Genomic DNA, 21,502 nt, shown 5'->3' with positions numbered 1-21,502 from the left:
CGGTAGGGTAGGAGGCATGACTGATTTCACTCGTGCCGATGGTCGCGCGCTCGACCAACTCCGTAGCGTCCGCATTACCCGCAACTTCACCACCAATCCGGCTGGGTCGGTCTTGGTGGAGTTCGGCAACACCCGAGTTATGTGCACGGCTTCCGTGGAATTTGGGGTGCCGCGCTTTAAGAAGGATTCCGGCGAGGGCTGGTTGACGGCCGAGTACGCGATGTTGCCTGCGGCCACCCACGATCGCATGCCGCGCGAGTCGATGAAGGGCAAGGTCAAGGGCCGCACCCACGAGATTTCCCGGCTGGTGGGGCGTAGCCTGCGCGCAGCGGTTGATCTCTCCGAACTGGGGGAGAACACCATCCAGCTGGATTGCGATGTGCTGCAAGCAGACGGCGGCACACGCACGGCGTCGATTACCGGCGCGTATGTGGCGCTGGCTGATGCGATTGCTTACCTCAAGGAGGAGGGCGTCGTCCCGGGCGAGCCGCTGCTGGATCCTATTGCCGCTGTTTCCGTCGGCATCGTCGACGGTCACGTGTGCCTCGACCTGCCCTATGAAGAGGACTCCCGCGCGGAGGTTGATCTCAACGTGGTGATGCAGGAGGGCGGAGACTTCGTCGAGATTCAGGGAACCGGTGAGCACGGCCTGTTCGGCCGCGCGGAGCTTAACGACATGTTGGACGTGGCCCAGGCAGGTTGCGCCCAGCTTATCGACGCTCAAAAGGCGGCCCTCGGATGGTAAAGCTTCTCGTCGCTTCGAATAATGCCAAGAAGCTTAAGGAGCTGGAGAAGATTCTCGCTGATGCCGGCATCGCGGGCATCGAACTGCTCCCACTGTCCGCAGTGGAAACCTACCCGGAGCCTGTGGAAGACGGCCGCACCTTTGCCGATAACGCGCTGATCAAGGCGCGCGCCGGGGTGCAGCACACCGGATTGGCAACGATTGCGGATGATTCCGGCCTCGCTGTGGAAGAACTCAACGGCATGCCGGGTGTGCTCTCCGCTCGGTGGTCGGGCAGCCACGGAGACGATGAAGCGAATAACCAGCTACTACTGGGACAGATGTCCCATGTACCCGCTGAACGTCGCGCGGCTGCCTTCGTGTCGGTCTGCGCGCTGGTGACCCCGGATGGGCAGGAACACGTGGTGGAGGGCCGCTGGCCAGGCGCCTTGCTCACCGCCCCACAGGGCGAAAATGGCTTTGGTTACGATCCCCTCTTCCAGCCCGAAGGCGAATCCCGCTCTGCCGCGGAGATGTCCCCGGAGGAGAAGAACGCTGTCTCGCACCGCGGCCGCGCGCTGGCGCAGCTGCGTGAACCCCTAGCGGCGCTTGCCGGCCAAGCCTAAGCATCCGCCGGGCCATGACCGCAAGCCCCGGCAACAGCCAAGCCGTGACCGCAATCCCGGTATCCGCGAGCTGGGCTGGCTTGCCGAGCGCTGTGACGACAAGACCCCGCACGGAAACCGCGCGGGGGTCTGACTATGTGCGCCCGGTGAGACTTGAACTCACACGTCATAAGACACTAGAACCTAAATCTAGCGCGTCTGCCAATTCCGCCACGGGCGCGGATTTAGTTGCTGCGGAGCACTCTTGACTCTGCGCAACGTTCACTAGCCTACAGGGCAGCAGCCCATAGACGGAAATCCACTTTTCCGGGCGTGGTGGGTAGGCTGTTGAGAGTGAGCACCAACCCAGCACCGAAAAAGCGGATGAAGGTTCGATGGTGGCACATCGTCCTCATCGTGATCTTTGTCGTGCTCTTTTTATTCCTTGCTTATTGGCAATGGACGCGGTTCCGCTCCGGTTCGGGAACCTTCCAGAACTTGGGATACGCCTTCCAATGGCCGCTGTTCGCGGTATTTGTTGTTTACGCTTACCGCACTGCCATACGCTACGAGAATGAGCGAATTGATGCCGAGAACGAAGCACTCGAGCGGGGAGAAGAGCCAGCCCAGTATGAGGCAGAGAGCGTGCGCGCGGCCAAGGAGCACACCGCGACTAAAATCGACGAAGATTTCCTACCGTCTCGCCCACAGATTGATGTGGACACCTTTAACGCTATGAACAAGCAGCGCCGCCGTCGCGGCACTGAAGAGGAGTATTAATGAGCAACTCAGTCAACAACGCTGTCCATCCTGACCGCCAGGCGCGTATCCGTGGCCCGCTGAAGTTCTTTTCCATTGCCGCCACTATCACCGGTATTTTTCTTCTCATTCTTGTTGCGCGCATGATTCTGCAATACGGCGTGGGGATGGAGATGCCATCCTGGGCCACGCTCATCGCCCAAGCACACGGCGTGGCCTACATGGTCTACCTCGTGTCCATCCTGGTCCTCGGTCCGCGTGCCATGTGGCCGGTAAGCAAGCTTTTCACCACGGCGCTTGCCGGCGTTGTTCCATTCCTGTCCTTCTGGATGGAGCACAAGCGCCGCACTGAAGTTATTCAGCAGTTCCAGCTGTAGGTAGGTATGACGAGCCGCAAACTGAGCACCACACTTATCGCGATTGTGGTGCTTCTTTCACTCGCTTGCGCTGGCTTGGGTGTGTATGCCGTACGCCAGCCGAACGAGATTTATAGCGCCCCAGTTCAGTCCACTAATACTCAGGTGGTCAACGCAGTCGAACGTGAAGAGCAAGTGGTGTTGCTCAGCCTGGGTATCCAGGGGCTGGCGGAGAAATCCTCTGTCGGCGAAGTATTTGGTGTACGCGTCCCGTGGACCGACCGCACCCAATTTGTGCAGTATTCCTACAAAGCCAAGCTCGGTATCGAAGGCAAGGATGTGCGCGTCACTGAGACCGGCGAGCATGCCTACACGGTCCATATCCCGGACTTCATTTTTATCGGGCATACCGATGAAGAGTTTAAGACCGCAGTGGAAGATAACGGCGTGCTCAGCTGGACCACCCAGCCACTCGACGCCGCCTCGACAGTGTCAGATGTCCTCAGCGCCGATAAGAAGCGCAAGGACATCAACGACAACCGCGAGCTCCTGCAGGACCAAGCCCGCAGCTTTTATGAAGGCATCATTCGCGGAGTAGATCCTGAGGCCCAGGTCACCATGGAGTTCAGCTAATCCTCACTCTGAGTGCCCTCTTTCGTGGAATGAACTACATCTACGTGGAATGAACTACGTTCATTCCACCTCCGTGAACTTGCGGTCCCAATAAGCCCGCACCGGGTTAGCGTCCGCAAGGAGGATATCGAAGCGGTCATTGGCAATCTCGATGATTTCGCTCAAGACCACGCGCTGTTCCAGCTCATCCGAGTTGGACAAGCGGCGCACGCCCGCATCGATGACGCGATCGGCCGAGTCATTGGTGTCTAGGTACGCCACAAATGGCATGTCGAAGCGTTCGCGGTAGGCCTGTGAGACGTCGATAAGCTGCTGTGTCTGAACGTCGTCGAGGTCATCCAGAGCCAAGGAACCGCGGTCAGCAGAGATAGTGGCGGCGGTGTCGGAATCGGCAAGCAGTAGCTCATCCATCGCGGGGTAGTCGTGGATCAGGGCACGGCGCTGCTCGCCGGGGGCAGTGAGGACCGTGACCTGGATTGCTTCGCGCAGCTGGCTGACATCTTGGAAGGGGCGCAGCTCCCAGGCAGCTTCGAGCGGCCAGGTTTCGTTGTTGAAGAGCGGGCGCAGCGCACTGACGAAGCTGTCGCGGTCCATGTCGTTGAGCTCCTTGAGCGAGACGCCGGCGCCGTCGAGACGGCTGACATCATCGCCAGACTGCGAGCCGACGTGGAAGAACAGCAAGTTGAGCAAAATCGCCGTGATAGCGCCGATGGACATTCCGGAGGAGACAAAGATCTGCGCCCACTCCGGGAAGGCGGTGGCCACGTCCGGCTTGAAGGTAACGAGCATGGCCAGTCCCAGCGCGGTGGTAACGATGGCGGCGTTGCGGCCATCAGTAATGTCTTCCTTCGCAATGGTCTGCAGGCCCGCCCACGCAACGTTGGCAAACAATGCGAGGGAGGCGCCGCCGAGCACCGGGGAGGGAATAGCCGCCACAACAGCTGCGGCCTTGGGCAGCAGGCCCAGAATGATCATGAAGCCCGCTGCGGACACGGCTACCCAGCGGGATTTCACACCAGTCAGGCGAACCAAGCCGACGTTCTGCGCGAAGCAGGTGTAGGGGAAGGAGTTCATCACACCACCAAGGGTGGTGGAGAGACCATCGGCGCGAATGGCGCGCACCACGTCATCGCGCTTGATGCGCTTCTTCACAATCTCACCGGTGGCGAAGACATCGCCGGTGGTTTCCACCATGGTGATGATCATGACGATGATGAGGGAAAGAATCGCCATGATGTCGAACTTCGGCATACCGAAGTAGAAAGGTGTTGTCATACCGATGGCATCGGCTTTACGCACGCCGTCAAAGGACGTATCGCCCAGTGCGAAGGCCACGCCAGTACCGATGACCAAACCAAGCAGCACAGACAGAGTACCCAGGAAGCCGCGGAAGAAACGCTGCACGATGATAATGATGGTGAGCGTGCCGAAGCCATAGAGCAGATCGCGTGCGGCCGGAACCCCGTCCGCGTAATTGACAAAGTCATTTGCTGAGACCGCCAGCAGCGACGTGCCCATCACCAGAAGCACGGTGCCGGTGACAATTGGGGGGAAGTACTTGAGCACGCGTCCAAAGACCGGCGCAGCAAAGAAAGTAAAGATACCGGCAGCAATAATCGCGCCATAAATCGTCGGCAGCGGCTGGTCGCCAGCGCTCATGCCGATGGCAATGATCGGGCTTACCGCCGTGGTGGTCACACCCTGGATGATGGGAAGGCGGACACCGATGTGCTTGCCGACGCCCACCGCCTGGATCAACGTCGCCAGACCACAGGTCAACAGGTCTGCATTGATGAGGTGAATCGTGGTGGCCTCATCGAGGCCCAAGGAACCAGCGATAAGCAGTGGCACGATGACCGCGCCGGCATAGAAAGCGAGAACGTGCTGGAGTCCGAGTGCCGCCAGCTTGGGCGCCGGCGGGACCACATCAACGGGGTGGGTTGGGGCAGTGGCAGGGCTAGCGGTAGCGGCGGTGTGAGACACGCAAAGAGCTCCTTGCTGAAGGGCGAGATGAGGATACTGCGCATAACAATAGAGTGCGGCGCGGACAGGCACCAAGAACTCGCCCGAAAGGTGTGGGAAAGGCCACGTCAGGGGGTGATTTACCCCCGCATCCAACCGTACGGCCGTTACCTATGAGAGAGCTGACCTGTGTGGTGCTAAAACCAGCCCGTTCGGTGGCGCGGGGCACGCATGTGCCGATGTGAGGTTATGCGTTTGTCCCCCTACTATGGGCTACAGAGAGGGGTTCGGTGACGATACGTGTTGACCGAATTGCCCGTGAGCCGAAGTCACCTACAACCCTTCTGCGACTAAGTGTTTACGCGTCGTGTGAACTATGAAGGGAGTCAATATAGTGACCACCGCAACGGAACAGTCTGTGCAGTTCGAGGCATGGAAGGGCTTTGAGCCCGGCCCGTGGACTGAAAACATTGACGTTCGTGATTTTATCCAGCGAAACTACACCCCCTATGACGGGGACTCTTCCTTCCTCGCTGGGCCCACCGAGAAGACGCAGCGCGTGTGGGATCATTTGGAGAAGAACTATCTTTCCGTCGAGCGCCAGAAGCGCATCTTCGATGTGGATACCCACACCCCGAGTGATATCGATGCTTTCCCGGCTGGGTATATCTCCGAGGATGATGATGTCATCGTCGGTCTGCAGACGGATACTCCGCTCAAGCGCGCCATGATGCCCAATGGTGGATGGCGCATGGTCAAGCAGGCCATTAAGGAAGCCGGCAAGGAAACCGATCCGGAGATCGAGAAGATCTTCACGCGTTACCGCAAGACCCACAACGATGCGGTCTTCGATATCTATACCCCGCGCATCCGCGCAGCGCGTTCCTCCCACATCATCACCGGCCTGCCGGATGCTTATGGCCGCGGCCGCATCATCGGTGACTACCGCCGCGTGGCTCTCTATGGCGTGGACTACCTCATCGCCGAGAAGGAAGCATCCAAGAGCGCGGTGGGAGACCTCGGTTTCTCCGAGCACTGGGCCCGCTACCGTGAGGAGCACGCCGAGCAGATAAAGGCCCTGAAGAAGCTCAAGATCATGGCTGAGTCTTATGGCTTCGATATCTCGAAGCCGGCGAAGACTGCCCACGAGGCCGTGCAGTGGACTTACTTTGGCTACTTGGCCTCCATCAAGTCCCAAGACGGTGCAGCGATGTCCATCGGCCGCCTTTCCGCCTTCTTCGACTGCTACTTTGAGCGTGATTTCGCCGCAGGCATCCTCACTGAGGAAGATGCCCAAGAGATCATCGACCAGCTGGTTCTCAAACTGCGCATCGTGCGCTTCCTGCGTACCGAGGACTATGACCAGATCTTCTCCGGCGACCCGTACTGGGCAACCTGGACCGATGCTGGTTTCGGTACGGATGGCCGCCACCAGGTCACCAAGACCTCCTTCCGCCTGCTGCAGACCCTGATTAATCTGGGCCCATCACCGGAGCCGAACATCACCATCTTCTGGGATCCGCAGCTGCCGGCGGGCTACAAGGAATTCTGCGCCCACATCTCGATTGAGACCTCCTCCATCCAGTACGAGTCCGATAAGCAGATTCGTGACCAGTGGGGCGATGACGCCGCGATTGCGTGCTGCGTGTCCCCGATGGCCGTCGGCAAGCAAATGCAGTTCTTCGGTGCCCGCGTGAACGCCGCCAAGGCCCTGCTTTACGCCATCAACGGCGGTCGCGACGAGGTCAGCGGCAAGCAGGTTGTGGATGGCTACGAGCCTATCCAGGGTGATGGCCCGCTCGACTTTGACGAGGTCTGGCAGAAGTACGAGGAGATGCTGGACTGGGTCGTCGGCACCTACGTTGAGGCTCTGAACATCATCCACTACTGCCACGACAAGTACGCTTACGAGTCCATTGAGATGGCGCTGCACGATTCCGATATCGTGCGCTCCATGGGCTGCGGTATCGCCGGCCTGTCCATCGTGGCTGACTCGCTTTCCGCCATTAAGTACGCCAAGGTCTACCCGGTGCGCGATGAGACCGGCCTCATCGTGGACTACAAGACGGAAGGTGACTTCCCCTTCTACGGCAACGATGATGACCGCGCCGATGATATCGCCGCCACCATCGTCCACACCGTCATGGCGAAGATTAAGGCCATCCCGATGTACCGCAACGCCATTCCGACCCAGTCGGTGCTGACCATTACCTCCAACGTGGTCTACGGCAAGGCAACTGGTTCCTTCCCGTCCGGCCACGAGGCAGGTACCCCGTTCGCCCCAGGCGCTAACCCGGAGAACGGCGCGGATAACCACGGCATGGTTGCCTCCATGCTGTCGGTGGGCAAGTTGGACTACAAGGATGCCCTCGATGGCATCTCACTGACCAACACCATCACCCCATCCGGATTGGGCCGCACCCCGGAGGAGCGCATCACCAACCTGGTGGGCGTCCTCGATGCCGGCTTCATCATGGATTCCGAATAGACCACTTCCACACCACTTCCCAAGGAGAACACATCATGGCAACCCCAACTTTTGACGAGCGCCTCGCCACCATGAAGGCCAACCGCACCGCCAACAACATGGACTCGGGCCTCTACCACGCCAACATCAACGTCCTGGACAAGTCCACCTTGGAGGACGCCGTTGAGCACCCGGAGAAGTACCCGAACCTCACGGTCCGTGTTTCCGGCTACGCGGTGAACTTTGTGAAGCTCACACGCGAGCAGCAGCTGGACGTTATCTCCCGCACCTTCCACCAGGGTTCCTAAATGGCAGATGGCATTACCGGCGTCGTGCGTCTTTCTCCTGAAGAAGGGGAGAAGGTGCGCGGCGCCGCCGCCGGTTTAGGAACGGACAATGACCTCGACGGTTTTACCCGCTCGGAGCTGATGCAGGCTCGCCGCTCCGGTGATGTCGCGCTCGTGCATTCTTGGGAGCTGGTTACGGCTGTTGATGGCCCCGGAACCCGCATGACCATGTTCATGTCGGGCTGCCCGTTGCGCTGCCAGTATTGCCACAACCCTGACACCATGGAGATGAAGGTTGGCACCTTGGAGCGCATCGAGGATGTGGTCAAGCGCGTCAAGCGCTATAAGCCCGTCTTCAAGGCTTCAGGAGGTGGTCTGACTTTGTCGGGTGGCGAGGCGCTGTTCCAAATCGCCTTCACCCGGCGCCTGCTCAAAGAGGTCCATGACGCCGGTATTCATACGACGATTGACACGTCGGGATACCTCGGCGCGCGCCTGCGCGATGAGGACATGGACAACATCGACCTGGTTCTCTTGGACGTCAAGTCTGGTGACGAAGAGACCTACAAGGAAGTCACTCGCCGCGAGTTGCAACCCACGATCGACTTCGGTGACCGTCTCAATGAGATGGGCAAGCCGGTGTGGATTCGCTTCGTGGTCGTCCCTGGCCTGACAGACTCCCCAGAAAACGTCGCCAACGTTGTCAAGATTGTCTCCCGCTGGAAGAGCAACGTCGAGCGCGTCGAGGTCCTGCCTTTCCACAACATGGGCGCGGACAAGTGGCGCGAGTTGGGCTATCCCTACACTCTCGAGGACACCAAGCCGCCGAAACCGGAAGATGTTGAATCTATCCGCGATGCGTTCCGCGAGGAGGGTTTCGTGGTCTACTAGAAGCATGAAACGCTTCGGCCACACCATCAAGGAACACACCATCACCGTCCCCTGGGACTATGACAATCCCGCCGCGGGGGAGTTCGAGCTCTACGCCCGGGAAATCATCCCGCCCGGCGGTGAGAATTACCCAGCGCTGCTCTATAACCAGGGCGGGCCGGGTTTTCCCGCGCCAAGGCCGACGGGTGCTTCCGGACTCATCGGGAAGGGCTTGGAGCGCTACCGCTGGATCCTCATGGACCAGCGCGGCACGGGTCGCAGCCACCGCATTGATGAGCTGAGTCCTGCCGAGGACCGCACCGCACAGCGCTTGGCCCAACTGCGCCAGGAAAACATCGTGCGCGATGCCGAACACCTGCGTGCGCACCTGGGGGAGGAGTCCTGGGATCTCTTTGGTCAGTCCTTCGGCGGCTTCATCATCACGGCCTATGCTTCGATGTTCCCGGAGTCTATCGGCCGAGCCTTCCTCACAGGTGGCCTTCCTACCCTGGCCAAGGGTGCAGACGATCTCTACCGCACGACTTTTGCCAAGCTCAAGGTGCGTCACGAGCGTTTCTATGCCCAGTTCCCGTGGGCTAAAGCGCGCGTCGAGGAAATCCTCCACCACCTAGACAACTCGGAGGAGCTACTTCCGACAGGGGAGCGCCTGTCTGCGCGCCGCTTCCGCACTATCGGCATTGAGCTGGGGCGCGGCACCGGCTTCGATTCTTTGGGCTACTTGCTGGAGGAACCTTTCCGCACGGTAAACGGCGAAAGGCGCTTGCGTTCGGATTTTCTCAACGACGTCGGTAGCCGCGTGAGCTTCCAGGCTGGCCCGCTGTACGCGGCCATCCATGAATCTATCTACGGCGGCGTCGGCGGCCAGGCCGTCACCGGCTGGGCTGCGCACCGCATGCGTGAGGAGTTCCCCGAGTTCGCCGAGGATGGTACCTATCTCACCGGTGAGCACATCTTCCCCTGGCAGTTCGACGAGGATCCGGCGCTGCGCCCCTTCAAGCAGGCCGCCGAGGAGCTCGCCGCCCACGAGTGGGCAAGCTCTCCGTATGATGCGGCCGTACTTGCCGCCGCACCCGTTACCGCCTCTGCCGCCGTCTACCTTGACGATATCTTCGTGCCCTTCGAGGACTCCCTAGCAACAGGGGAGACCTACCGCGACTTGCGCCCAGTGGTGACCAACCGCTTCCAGCACAACGGTATTAGTGAGGACGGCGCGGGGATTTTGGGCGAGCTCTTCCGCGCGGCTGATGAGCGATAAGAGTGCTCCGAGAGCTCTCGGGGAATGTTCTTTCTCGAGATGTGGTGGTGGTCACCGTATGGCACACTGGTTAGGAAAACCTTAACCGAGCAGAAAGGATAAGCCTATGGCCGGTCTCATCGTCATTGGCGTGATTCTCCTCATTATTATTGCCACTGCCTTCGACGGTTTCTTCATCGTCCGGACGAAGGAGGCCGCCATCATTGAGCGGATGGGTAAGTTTGTGAGCGTTGCTCACGCGGGCTTGCACTTCAAGGTGCCTTATGTCGACCGCGTGCGCGCCAAGATTAGCCTGCAGATCCGTCAGCTCGATGTCATGGTGGAAACCAAGACCAAGGACAACGTCTTCGTCCAGATCCCCGTTGCCGTGCAGTACGAGGTAGTTCAGGGCAGCGAGCGTCAGGCTTTCTACACCTTGTCCAACCACGAGCAGCAGATCGTGGCCTATGTGCAGGACAACGTCCGTTCCTCCGTGGCGAACATGAACTTGGATGATTCTTTCTCTTCCAAGGACACCATCGCCCGCAACGTAGCGATGTCCCTGCGCGATAACATGGCCGCCTACGGCTGGAACTTCGTCAACACCCTCGTTACCGATATTCGCCCGGATGCCCGCGTGCGCGAGTCCATGAACTCCATTAACGCCGCACAGCGTGAGCGCGAGGCTGCCGTGGCGCAGGCAGAAGCTGAGAAGATCCGTGTGGTCAAGGAAGCCGAAGGTGCGGCCGAGGCCAAGAAGCTGCAGGGCCGCGGTGTGGCTGACCAGCGTAAGGAAATCGTCGAAGGTATTGCCCAGCAGTACGAGTTGCTGCGTGCCGCCGGTGTGCAGGAGAACCCCGAGACCCTCATGCTGGTCTCCCAGTATCTTGACGCCATGGTGGACGTGGCCGACCGCGCCCACACCAATGTGCTGTACATGCCGTCTAACCCGGGCGGCATGCAGGATCTCTTCGGCGGTATGCGCGATACGCTGCTGTCCACTAACGCTATTAACGAAGCCCCGAAGCCGAAGGTGCCGGCCGGCGAAGCAAAGCATAGCCGCGAGGATGCCGCCACGGAGCGTCGCCGTCGCGAGGAACAGGAGCGCCGTGAGCGCGATGAGCGTGCCCGCCGCGATGCTGAAGCGATGGAGCAGGCGCAGCGCGCACAGCAACAAGCACAGGAGCACGTACAGAACGCACAGCAGGGCCAGGGCTTTGGTCAGTTCTCAGGTTTCCCGGCCCCGCCGCAGGGCAATAACCAGCCGCAGAGCGCGCGCGACTACTTTGATCAGTTGCGCAACCAGCTCAACAAGGGCAATAACTAAGCACATTCAAAACCACATGAAGAGGGCCTTCCCGCTTTTTGGGAAGACCCTCTTTTCGTTGCCCTTCCACGCGAAGATGGTTTCCGTCATGATGGCGCCGGTGAAGATGCCAGGAACGGAGAAAGCGGCGGAGGTCGCAACCGGAATGATGGAAGTGCGCAGGGCGTGCTTGCGGATGGCTTGGGAACGGGTCAGGTCCTTTGCCCGTGCAGTGCGCCCCGGAATTCCGATCGCGGAAAACTAAGCTCCAGCGTTAGGTGCGGATGAATATTATGCGCATAATTTCGGGGGGTAGCCGGAACGCACCCGCAACGCTTAAAACACATTAAGGGGGATAGAAATACTCAGCAGGCGTGCAGCAGCCGACTGAGTGCATCCTTTTCTGCCTCCGTAACCCAGATTCCATAGGTCGCTTTTACCTCGACGATGCGGCGCGCATATTCACAGCGAAAACCTTTGTTAGGCGGTAGCCACGTGGCGGCATCACCAGCGCCTTTCTGCTGGTTGAGAGGACCGTCGACGGCAAGGAGGTTGCGTGGGTCATTGGCAAAGTTGCGGCGCTTCTCCGGTGACCATTGCTGGGCGCCTTTCTGCCAGGCGTCGGCCAGCGCCACAACGTGATCGATCTGCACCGCGCGTGAGGTCTGCGCCCCGCGCTGAAACTCAATGTCCTGGCCCGAATAGGGGTCGTGCAAAACCCCGGACAGTGCCACACAGTCGTGGGTTCCTTCCTTGAGCACGAGGCTTTCCGGATCCAGATCCCTGCGGAGGATGTCGTTGCGGGTATCGCAGCCGTTGTGGCCGAAGTCCACCGTCACATCATCGGACCACGCTTGGCCGAATTCCTCACGCTCATAACCGGTCATGGGAGCGCGGCCTTTGACCTTCAAGGAATTCAAGGCGGCGAGTGTTTCGGCGATCTCCGGCGCGGGAGCGGCCTCTTCGGACTGTTCTTCTGTAGGTCCCTCCTGGACCGGCGCCGCTGCCGTTGTGGCGCTGGGCTGCTCGAATGGGGGATCGGCTGGGGCGGGAAGGAAAAGGCCCACAGCCACCAGTGCGGCTATCGCGGCGTTAAGCAGTGCGGCGATGAAGAACGGGGTACGAGTGGACATGACGTAGTGATCCTAGTGGGTAGAATCGGCACACGGTATGAGTATCGATATGTTCTTTGACGAGTACCTTGCTGAACGCGGCTTGCAGCGCTCGGCCGAGGTTGTCCCAGACCACGCCTGCCAGGTCTTTTCTGATATTCCTGAGTCGAAGACCCAGTCTTCCCTCGATGAGGCCGCGCAGCTTGTCGCTCGCGCTTTGGGGGAGTAGTGACGGTGTCCGATTCCCACGTCTCTGTGCCTTTGGTTGCGCACTTGGGCTCCGAGCCTTTCGCGCTGTCTTTCTCCGGACAAGGCTATGCCTGGCTGCCGACGTTGCGCGACGCCCTTGCCACTGGTGTCGGGCCGCAACTGACTGAGTACCTCGCTGAGGCGGAAGAACTGCTTGCCCCACTGGACGAGGAACTCCTGCCCGCTGCGCCACACGGGTTTGCACCCCTGGCCTGGGCGGATGCGGAGCCGGCGTGGGCGCACGCGCTTGCCGACGTCCCACTTTCCACTCCCGGCATCCTCACCGCACAGCTGGCGGTGCTAGAAAACCTGCGCGCACACGGAGTAGAACTCGAGGACGCCGTGAGCAGCATCGGCCATTCCCAAGGCGTGCTCGCCGCAGCGGTGGTGAAGAAGCGCATGAGCCCAGCGGGGGCTCTGGCACTGGCGCGTCTCATCGGCGCAGCCATGGTGACTACCGCGCGCAGCGCTGGGCTCGTCCGCACCGCGCAGGGCGCACCAATGGCGGCGGTGACCGGTGCGACGAAGCAGCAACTGCATGAAGCCGGTGCCCGCATTGGCCTCGACAACGGACGGGGGCGCTTCGTCATCGTCGGAACACCGGTTGAGCTTGCCCGAGTGAAGGCCGCGCTGCAGGAGAACTCGACCCTTACGGAAGGGGAGGAAGTCAAGCCCGCCGCAGTCACCGTTTCCGACCTTGACGTTTCGGCCGCGTTCCACCATCCCACCATGCAGTATGCGGTGGAACAGGTAGAAAGCTGGGCCGGGCGAATCGGCTTGGACCCAGAAATCACCGCGCAGCTCGCGCGCGCCGTGCTCACGGACTACGTGGACTGGCCCGAGCGCGTTGATTCGGCGCTTGACGCTGGGGCTCGCTGGATCCTTGAAGTCGGGCCCACCCGCGGGGTGGAGCCGCTGACACGCGATCTCGTTGCCGGGCACGGCGTGGGCACGCTGGCCGTGGGGATAGCGCAAGGACTGGCTCAGCTCGTGGAACCGGGACGCGCACCTTCTCTGCCACGCGCGTGGTCCGAGTGGGCCCCGCGCGTGGTAAACGGGCGTCTGTCGACTGCTTTCACTCGGGCCACCGGCTACTCACCAGTCATGCTCCCCGGGATGACCCCCACCACGGTGGACCCGGACATCGTCGCCGCGGCAGCCAATGCCGGGCACTGGGCCGAATTGGCCGGCGGGGGACAGCACACCGATGCCATCCTTAAAGAGAACTTGCACACCCTGGGCCGGCTACTGCAGCCTGGGGTTAACGCCCAGTTCAATGCGCTGTACCTCGCGGCTTCCCAGTGGCGCCGCCAGATCGAGGGGCCGAATTCGATTCTGCAGGCACGCGCAGTGGGAGCGCCTATCAACGGCGTGGTGATTTCCGCTGGTATTCCGCCTGTGGAGGAGGCAATAGAGCTGGTGGGGAAGCTCCACGCAGCGAATATCCCGTGGGTCGCCTTCAAGCCGGGAACTTCGGCTCAGGTGGAGGAGGTTCTCCGCGTTGCGGACGCACTCCCTGAGACCACCGTCATCATGCAGCTGGAAGGTAGCGCGGCCGGTGGCCACCACTCTTTAGAAAGTCTCGATGAGGTCCTTGTTGCTACCTACGCGCGGATCCGTGAGCACGACAATGTCCTTCTCGCCGTTGGTGGGGGAATCGGTACCCCAGCGCGTGGAGCAGAGTACCTGCTGGGCACGTGGGCGCAGCGTTACGGTCTGCCCGCAGCACCAGTCGATGCCATCATGGTGGGCACCGCTGCCATGGCGGCGAAGGAATCCACCGCATCCGAGTCGGTAAAGCAAGCGCTCGTCGCTGCGAAGCGCGACGACGTTGTATCGGGACGCTCGGACCTGGGTGCAGACATTCACGAGCTGGACAATTCCTTTGCCCGCGCTGGGCGCCTCTTGGATGAGGTGGCCGGTGACGCTGCGGCCGTGGAGACTCACCGCGCGGAGATCATTGAGGCCATCGGGTGCACGTGCAAGCCCTATTTCGGGGACCTTAATGAGATGTCCTATTCCGAGTGGCTGCAGCGCTACGTTGAGCTGTCCTACCTGGACGGCTGGGTCGATGAATCCTGGTTGAGTCGATTCTTGCGCATGGTGGCTCGCGCCGAAGCCCGCCTTCATCCGACCGACCACGGCGAGATTGAGTTGCGCGTTGAGGTTGACCGCGAAAACCCGGCCGCGGCAAGTGCCCAACTGACCGAACTCTACGGTGACGCCGCGCTGCACCCGACCGACGCCGCATGGTTCATCCAGCTCGTGGATGGTCCGGGCAAACCCGCAAACTTTGTGCCGGTCATCGATTCTGACGTACGCCGCCGCTGGCGCCGCGACACCTTGTGGCAGGCGCACGATGAGCACTACGAGGCCGATGAGGTCTGCATCATCCCTGGCACGGCAGCCGTTGAGGGAATCGAGCAGGCCAACGGGCCGGTGGCGCAGATACTTGGCCGCTTCGAACAGGCGGCACTTGCGCTTCTTGACGAGACCGAGGATGGCTCTGGCGAGCCCGCTTTCAGCACTGAAGAGCTCATTCGCCGCGCCCCGGGGCTGAATTGGGCCGGGCGCGAGCAGCCCAACCCTCTGCGCTTGGGCCTTCATGGCGTGGAACTGGAGGCTGCCGGCGACGATGCCATGTGGTTGACCGTTCCGTTCCATTCCGGAGCTGAGCTGCGTGTGCGCATCACTTCGCCGCGCATTCCGGGCGCCTCACCACTGGTCATTGTCGACGATGCCGAATCCGCCATGCGGGAGCTGCTGCGCCAAGCTGTCGGCGGCGACCTACCTGAGGTTGATTCCGGGGCCGCAACAATCAGCGCTGACCTCAGTGCCACCGACATTGCCCAGTATGGTGCGGTGACGAGCGGGGAGATGAGCACTGCTGCCTCGCCCGATGTCCTCGTTGGCCGCGCCTGGCCGGCACTCTTCGCAGTCCTGGCCGGCGCCCACACCGAGTCCGGGGAGCCGATAGTGGAGGGCTTCCTCAACCTTGTCCACCTCGAGCACTCGCTGAGCCTCACACCGCACGCCTGGGATCGGCTTCGCAGCAGCGCCGCCCCCGACGCTGAGCCTTTGGACCTGCGCTACACCGCCGAGCTGGAGGAGGTACGCGATACACCGTCGGGGCGCGTTGTCGACATTACAGTCGGCGTGACTACGGCCGTGCGCGGCGAAGAACATGAATTCGCGCAGATGCACGAGCGCTTCCTGATTACCGGACGGCATGGTGATGCATCCGAAACCAACGCGCAAGCAAACAGCCAAGAAAACAGTGGAGAGTCATCTTTCCGTGAGACTCCGCGTTCCTTCCGCCACCGCACCACCGCGGTGGCACCGGAATCACTGCGGCCCTTCGCCGTTGTAACGGGGGATAGGAACCCCATTCACCTGTCATCGAACGCTGCGGCACTGGCGGGGCATCGTCAAGGCCCGATCGTCCACGGCATGTGGACCTCGGCGCTGGCGCAGGCGGCTGCGGCATTTGACAGCACCCGCGTTCTCGAGTGGTCCGTTACCTGGCTTGCACCCGTGCTTCCCGGCAGTGAGGTGGAGTTTGATGTGGAACGGGTGGGCGTCGACAAGCGGCGCGGCTACGGCGAGGTCCGCAGCGTGACCGCCACCAGCCAGGGCGTACCGGTGCTGCAGGCGCGAGCGACGATGAGCAGCCCCACCACCTTCTATGCTTTCCCGGGCCAAGGCATCCAGTCCCCAGGAATGGGAATGAAGGACTACGCAGAATCCGCGGCGGCGCGCGCGGTATGGGAGCGCGCGGATAAACACACGCGGCGGAGCTTGAGCTTTTCCATCTTGGAGATCGTCCGCCATAACCCCGACACCGTGGTGGTGGATGGTGAGGCATTCACCCACCCGGATGGCGTGCTATATCTGACGCAGTTCACGCAGGTGGCTATGGCGACGCTGGGTTGCGCACAGATTGCAGCGCTTAAAGAATCTGGGGTCCTCGAAAGCGGCGCCTTCTTCGCTGGCCACTCGGTGGGCGAGTACAACGCCCTGGCCGCCTATGCCGAGGTCCTGTCCTTGGAGGCGGTCCTGGACATTGTTTATGTCCGCGGTCTAACCATGCACCGTCTGGTTGAGCGCGATTCCGCTGGCCAGTCGCTCTACGGTTTGGCGGCGCTGCGTCCGCACAAGATGGGGATGAGCGCGAGCGAGGCCTTTGCCCACGTTGCGCGCGTGGCCGCGGATACGGGCGAGTTCCTCGAGGTGGTCAACCACAATATCGCCGGGCGCCAATATGCAGTGGCCGGCACGAAGGCGGGCCTGGATGCACTGGCGAGCGACGCCGAGCGCCGCGCCCCTGGGCAGCGTGCCGTCATCCCCATTCCGGGAATTGACGTGCCTTTCCACTCCTCCCACCTGGTGGGCGGCGTAGCGGATTTCCGCGCGCACCTCGATGTACTCGTTCCTGAAGAAATCAATCTCGACCCGCTGGTGGGGCGCTATATTCCAAACCTTGTGGCGCGGCCCTTCGCGCTGAGCCGCGAGTTCGTGGAATCCATCGCCGCGGTGGTGGATTCGGAACCCATCGCGGAGATTCTGGCGGACTTCGATGGTGCCGTGGCGAGCCCGGCGCGCCTGGGCCGTACCCTGCTCATCGAGCTTCTGGCCTGGCAGTTTACTTCCCCCGTGCGCTGGATAGAGACCCAGGATTTGCTCCTCGCGCAGCTTGGCGTGGAGCGTTTCATCGAGGTCGGTGTGGGCACCGCGCCGACGCTGACCAACATGCTGGGCCAAACCCTGCGCCTTCCCCAGCACGCGGGCAGCGCAGACCTCGAGGTGCTCAACTATGAGCGCGACCATGGGCGAGTCTTTGCCGAAGACGCCGAGCCGGCACCCGGGCCAGCAGCGAAGGCGGTCGCAGAGCAAGCCGCACAACCGGTTAGCGCCGAAGCGGAATCGGTCGAATCTGAGTCGAGGCAGTCACCGCAGACCACACACCAGGAAGAAACCGTGCAGGCACCACGTGAGGAGGCGCCGGCCGCCGTCGGGGACCTCCCGCTGAGCGTGCACCAGGCACTCGAGATGCTTATTGCGTTGTGGACGAAGGTCCGCCCCGACCAGATGGAGGCGACTGATTCCATCGAAAGCCTCGTGGAAGGCGTATCCTCTCGCCGCAACCAGTTGCTCGTTGACCTTGGCGTGGAATTCGGCATCAGCGCCATCGAGAATGCTGCGGATACACCCATCCCGCAGCTGGCGGAGAGTGTGGCGCAGCGCGCGCCGGGCTATGCACCATTCGGGGAGGTCCTCACAGAGCAGGTTGCGCAGGTGCTCAACCGGCTCACGGGACCGGCGGGCAAGAAGCCCAGCTACGTGGCCGAGCGCGTGAGCGGTACCTGGGGATTGGGGCCAGGCTGGGTCGACCGCGTGACTGTGCAGCTGGTCCTGGGCACGCGCGAGGGCTCCTCGTTGCGCGGCGGGGACTTGGCCAGCTTGCCCACGACCGGTGTGGCGTCGGTAGCTGAGCTTGATGCGCTGATTGATGCCGCCGTGCGCGCCGCCGGGGAATGTGAAGGAGTCTCACTGCAGAAGGCCGCAGCGGCAACGCCACACGAGGCCGTGGACCCGGAGGCGGTGCGCGCCTATACCGAGCGCCTTGAATCGGCGCTGGAGGACTCCGCCCGCGCCGCACTCGCCGCTCTCGGCTGTGAGGAGACCCTGATTGAGCAGGGGGACAGCGCAGCACGCACGGAGCTGGAGCAGCTCGTTGCCACGGAGCTGGGGCCGGACTGGCAGCAGCGCGTCGCCCCCGCTTTTGATGCGCGCAAGGCAGTGCTTCTCGACGACCGCTGGGCCAGCGCCCGCGAGGACATCGCCCGCGCAGCCGCCGCCGGAGAAACAGAGCCTGAACTCGACGTGCTGGGCGCCGGTGAGGAGGTAGCGCTCTTAGCCGAGCACTTCGGCTATGAGGATCTGGCCCGCGATGCCCGCACCCCGGCCGATGGGTTGCTCTTGGCTGACCAGGTGGCGGTGGTGACCGGTGGCTCGCCGGGTTCGATTGCCGCCGAGCTCATTGGCGAGTTGCTCGCGGAGGGCGCAACCGTGATTGCCACAACCTCCCAGCTAAGCCACGAGCGCCTGGAGTTTTATAAGGAGCTCTACCACAGGCGGGCTGTCGGCGCGGCCGCGCTGTGGGTAGTTCCAGCAAACCTCAGTTCCTTCGCGGACGTGGATGCGCTCGTGGAATGGATTGCGGCAGAGCACACCGCCACCGTGGGCGGTAAAACCGTGCAGATAAAACCGGCCTATGTGCCGGACCTGCTCTTTCCCTTCGCCGCGCCGCGTGTGACGGGCACCCTCAAGGAGGTGGGGGCAGGGGCGGAGTCGCAAATGCGCCTGCTGCTGTGGTCGGTGGAAAAACTTATTGCGGCGCTTTCCGCCGTGGGTGCGGATACACACGTGGGCCAACGCCTGCACGTGGTGCTGCCGGGCTCACCCAACCGCGGGCGCTTTGGCGGCGATGGCGCCTACGGCGAGGCCAAGGCCGCCCTCGATGCCTTGGTCAACCGCTGGTCTGCGGAGCAGACCACGTGGGGCGCGCGCACCTCGCTGGTACACGCCCACATCGGGTGGGTGCGCGGCACCGGCCTGATGGGCGGCAACGATCCGCTGGTTGCGCAGGTGGAGGCCCGCGGCGTGCGCACCTTCTCGGCGAAGGAGATGGCGGTGCAGCTTATCGACGTCACCGTCTCCCCGCAGATCCGCGCTCAGGCAGCGTCCTCACCGCTGACCGTCGATCTGACCGGCGGGCTAGCCGAGGTTGAGTTGGACCTAGCCGCACTTGCCCGGGCGTCACAGCCAGAGGAAGCAGATGCACCACTGGCAGCTGGTAGCTCGCGCGTAGAGAAGGCTTCGCGAACGGCGAAGGCCCTGCCGAACGTGCTGAAACCTGCGGAGTCGACCAGCCCCGACTTCAGTGGGGTAACGCAGACTCTCGAGGACATGGTGGTCATCGTCGGCGCGGGAGAGCTCGGTCCGCTGGGCTCCTCGCGTACCCGCTATGAGGCGGAGGTCGGCGGAGAGCTCTCCGCGGCTGGCGTGCTGGAACTGGCCTGGAGTCGCGGACTCGTCAGTTGGGATGAGCGCACAGCCGGATGGCTGACGGCCGAAGGTGAAAAGTTAGCAGAGGAAGACGTCTACGAGCGCTTCCACGACGAAGTTCTCGCTGGGATTGGTGTACGCCGCTTCCACGATGACTTCGGGCCACACCTACCTATGCTGGATAACCTCGCGCCCGAGCTGACCACCATTTATCTAGAGAAGCCGCTGAGTTTTAGCGTGCCGGACGAAGAGACGGCGCGCAGTTTCGTTGACAGCTGCGAGGGCGCCACACTCCGCCGCGTCGATGGCGCGACAGGTGAGGTCGAATGGCAAATCACCCGGCCCGCCGGCTCCGCAGTGCGGGTTCCGCGGCGCGTGGCCATGACCCGCTTCGTGGGCGGCCAGATTCCGGAGGGCTTTGACCCACAGGTCTACGGCATCCCCGCGGACATGGTGGATAACCTCGACCGGCTCGCCCTGTGGAACCTGGTGTGCACAGTGGATGCCTTCCTTTCTGCAGGCTTTAGCCCGGCCGAGCTCTTGTCCCATGTCCACCCGGCGCGGGTGAGCTCCACCCAGGGCACCGGCATGGCAGGCCAGGAGGCGCTGCGCTCGTTGTACGTCGATAAGCTGCTGGGACAGCCACGCCCCAATGACATCCTGCAGGAAGCGCTGCCCAACGTTATTGCCGCGCACGTGATGCAGTCCTATGTCGGCGGCTATGGCCAGATGGTGCACCCGGTGGCCGCCTGTGCCACGGCGGCGGTGTCGGTGGAGGAGGGCTTCGACAAGCTGCGCCTGCACAAGGCGGACTTCGTCGTGGCCGGCGGCATCGATGCCCTGTCCATCGAGGGTATTACCGGCTTTGGTGACATGGCAGCCACTGCCGATAGCGCGGAGTTGGAAGCGAAGGGGATTGAGCATCGCTTCTTCTCCCGCGCTAATGACCGCCGTCGTGCCGGCTTCGTGGAATCCGAAGGCGGCGGGACTATCTTGCTCGCCCGGGGAAGCTTTGCCGCACAGATGGGGCTGCCCGTCCTTGGCGTGGTGGGCTTTGCCGAGTCCTTCGCCGATGGTGCGCACACCTCCATCCCCGCGCCGGGCTTGGGCGCACTCTCCGCGGCGCGGGGCGGTAGGGAGTCTCGCCTGGCTAGCTCGCTGAAGGCGCTGGGGGTCGGCCCCGACGATATCTCCGTGGTGTCCAAGCACGATACCTCCACCAACGCCAACGACCCCAACGAATCTGACCTGCACGAGCGCATCGCCGCCGCCCTCGGCCGCAGCCCCGGCAACCCGCTGTATGTGATATCGCAGAAGAGCCTGACCGGGCATGCCAAGGGCGGTGCCGCCGCCTTCCAACTCATCGGTCTGACCCAGGTACTGCGCAGCGGAATTCTCCCGCCGAACCGTTCCCTGGACTGCGTCGACCCCGTGCTGCGCCGCCACGAGCACCTGCTGTGGCTGCGCCAGCCGCTGGACCTTCGCCGCACCCCGCCGAAGGCGGGCCTGGTGACATCTCTGGGCTTCGGGCATGTCTCCGCCCTCATCGCGCTGGTTCACCCGAGTGCTTTCTTTGCCGCATTGGCCCGGGAGCAGGGTGAGGGCGTGGCCGAAGCCTGGCGGGTGGCCGCCGCCGATCGCGAGCTGCGTGGACTGCGGCGCTTAGAAGAAGGCATGCGCGGTGGGCCATCGCTGTACGAGCGGCCGGTAAAGCGCAACTTGGGAGCAGGCACAGCTGACGAGGTAGCTGAACGTGAGGCAGCAACGCTGCTGAGCGAATCCGCGCGGCTTCGCAACGGCATTCTCGAACCGGAGGGAGGAGACACAACGAAACGGGGGTAGCAGGCGC

The 21,502-nt window shown here is 62.4% G+C and carries 14 protein-coding genes, 1 tRNA gene and 1 pseudogene; 12 read left to right on the top strand and 4 right to left on the bottom strand.

Features of this window, described 5'->3' with window-relative positions; all coding sequences use genetic code 11:
- Nucleotides 1–16 precede the first annotated feature (16 nt).
- Both rph and rdgB read left to right on the top strand, forming a co-directional pair.
- A complete protein-coding gene (rph, locus tag HMPREF2996_RS02760; protein WP_070443378.1) occupies nucleotides 17–745 on the top strand; it encodes a ribonuclease PH in 729 nt (242 codons plus the stop codon).
- Nucleotides 739–1,350, top strand: a complete 612-nt coding sequence (gene rdgB / locus HMPREF2996_RS02755; RefSeq protein ID WP_070730007.1) for an RdgB/HAM1 family non-canonical purine NTP pyrophosphatase — start codon at nucleotides 739–741, stop codon at nucleotides 1,348–1,350. The genes rph and rdgB overlap by 7 nt, the downstream gene beginning before the upstream one ends.
- Nucleotides 1,351–1,488: 138 nt before the next feature.
- Here the strand turns inward: rdgB and HMPREF2996_RS02750 are convergent.
- Nucleotides 1,489–1,570: transfer RNA gene (locus tag HMPREF2996_RS02750), tRNA-Leu, on the bottom strand.
- A 143-nt stretch (nucleotides 1,571–1,713) separates the two neighbouring features.
- Between HMPREF2996_RS02750 and HMPREF2996_RS02745 the strand changes: the two genes are divergently transcribed.
- Genes HMPREF2996_RS02745 through HMPREF2996_RS02735 form a run of 3 tightly spaced genes read left to right on the top strand, consistent with a single transcriptional unit; the run spans nucleotide 1,714 to nucleotide 3,077 of the window.
- A complete protein-coding gene (locus HMPREF2996_RS02745; protein ID WP_070645924.1) occupies nucleotides 1,714–2,109 on the top strand; it encodes a hypothetical protein in 396 nt (131 codons plus the stop codon).
- The gene (locus HMPREF2996_RS02740; RefSeq protein ID WP_070711203.1) at nucleotides 2,109–2,465 is read left to right on the top strand and encodes a DUF3817 domain-containing protein; all 357 of its coding nucleotides are present in this window, start codon (nucleotides 2,109–2,111) and stop codon (nucleotides 2,463–2,465) included. The genes HMPREF2996_RS02745 and HMPREF2996_RS02740 overlap by 1 nt, the downstream gene beginning before the upstream one ends.
- Before the next feature lie 6 nt (nucleotides 2,466–2,471).
- The gene (locus tag HMPREF2996_RS02735) at nucleotides 2,472–3,077 is read left to right on the top strand and encodes a hypothetical protein (protein WP_070730005.1); all 606 of its coding nucleotides are present in this window, start codon (nucleotides 2,472–2,474) and stop codon (nucleotides 3,075–3,077) included.
- 60 nt (nucleotides 3,078–3,137) lie between these two features.
- Here HMPREF2996_RS02735 and HMPREF2996_RS02730 read toward each other — a convergent pair whose 3' ends face one another.
- Nucleotides 3,138–5,060, bottom strand: coding sequence for a solute carrier family 23 protein (locus HMPREF2996_RS02730; protein ID WP_070730002.1), 1,923 nt, complete (start codon nucleotides 5,058–5,060; stop codon nucleotides 3,138–3,140).
- A gap of 355 nt (nucleotides 5,061–5,415) precedes the next feature.
- Here HMPREF2996_RS02730 and pflB point away from each other — a divergent pair, with 355 nt between their 5' ends.
- From pflB to HMPREF2996_RS02705, 5 genes are all read left to right on the top strand, one after another.
- Entirely contained in the window at nucleotides 5,416–7,527 is a 2,112-nt protein-coding gene (gene pflB / locus HMPREF2996_RS02725) for a formate C-acetyltransferase (protein ID WP_201829187.1), read from the top strand.
- 35 nt (nucleotides 7,528–7,562) lie between these two features.
- Nucleotides 7,563–7,814, top strand: a complete 252-nt coding sequence (grcA2, locus tag HMPREF2996_RS02720; protein ID WP_039676708.1) for an autonomous glycyl radical cofactor GrcA2 — start codon at nucleotides 7,563–7,565, stop codon at nucleotides 7,812–7,814.
- Nucleotides 7,815–8,684 (top strand): pyruvate formate-lyase-activating protein, encoded by an 870-nt coding sequence (gene pflA / locus HMPREF2996_RS02715; RefSeq protein WP_070443392.1) that lies wholly within the window; start codon nucleotides 7,815–7,817, stop codon nucleotides 8,682–8,684.
- 4 nt (nucleotides 8,685–8,688) lie between these two features.
- Nucleotides 8,689–9,939: an alpha/beta fold hydrolase gene (locus HMPREF2996_RS02710; RefSeq protein WP_070729999.1), complete on the top strand. Its 1,251-nt coding sequence runs from the start codon at nucleotides 8,689–8,691 to the stop codon at nucleotides 9,937–9,939.
- 106 nt (nucleotides 9,940–10,045) lie between these two features.
- Entirely contained in the window at nucleotides 10,046–11,245 is a 1,200-nt protein-coding gene (locus HMPREF2996_RS02705; RefSeq protein ID WP_070719317.1) for an SPFH domain-containing protein, read from the top strand.
- A gap of 60 nt (nucleotides 11,246–11,305) precedes the next feature.
- On the opposite strand, the pseudogene HMPREF2996_RS12410 reads toward HMPREF2996_RS02705, so the two are convergent.
- Nucleotides 11,306–11,461: pseudogene (locus HMPREF2996_RS12410) on the bottom strand (ABC transporter permease subunit); the annotation flags it as partial.
- A gap of 128 nt (nucleotides 11,462–11,589) precedes the next feature.
- Complete coding sequence (locus HMPREF2996_RS02695; RefSeq protein WP_070729995.1) at nucleotides 11,590–12,357, bottom strand: HNH endonuclease family protein; 768 nt, start codon at nucleotides 12,355–12,357, stop codon at nucleotides 11,590–11,592.
- Nucleotides 12,358–12,394: 37 nt separating this feature from the next.
- Between HMPREF2996_RS02695 and HMPREF2996_RS12805 the strand changes: the two genes are divergently transcribed.
- A complete protein-coding gene (locus HMPREF2996_RS12805; protein WP_168163690.1) occupies nucleotides 12,395–12,565 on the top strand; it encodes a hypothetical protein in 171 nt (56 codons plus the stop codon).
- Nucleotides 12,566–12,570: 5 nt separating this feature from the next.
- Nucleotides 12,571–21,495: a type I polyketide synthase gene (locus HMPREF2996_RS02690; RefSeq protein ID WP_083313772.1), complete on the top strand. Its 8,925-nt coding sequence runs from the start codon at nucleotides 12,571–12,573 to the stop codon at nucleotides 21,493–21,495.
- Nucleotides 21,496–21,502 lie beyond the last annotated feature (7 nt).

Origin of the sequence: Corynebacterium sp. HMSC066C02, assembly GCF_001814945.1 — a bacterium.
Lineage (GTDB): Bacteria > Actinomycetota > Actinomycetes > Mycobacteriales > Mycobacteriaceae > Corynebacterium > Corynebacterium aurimucosum.
This window is presented reverse-complemented; position numbering and strand designations above follow the sequence as displayed.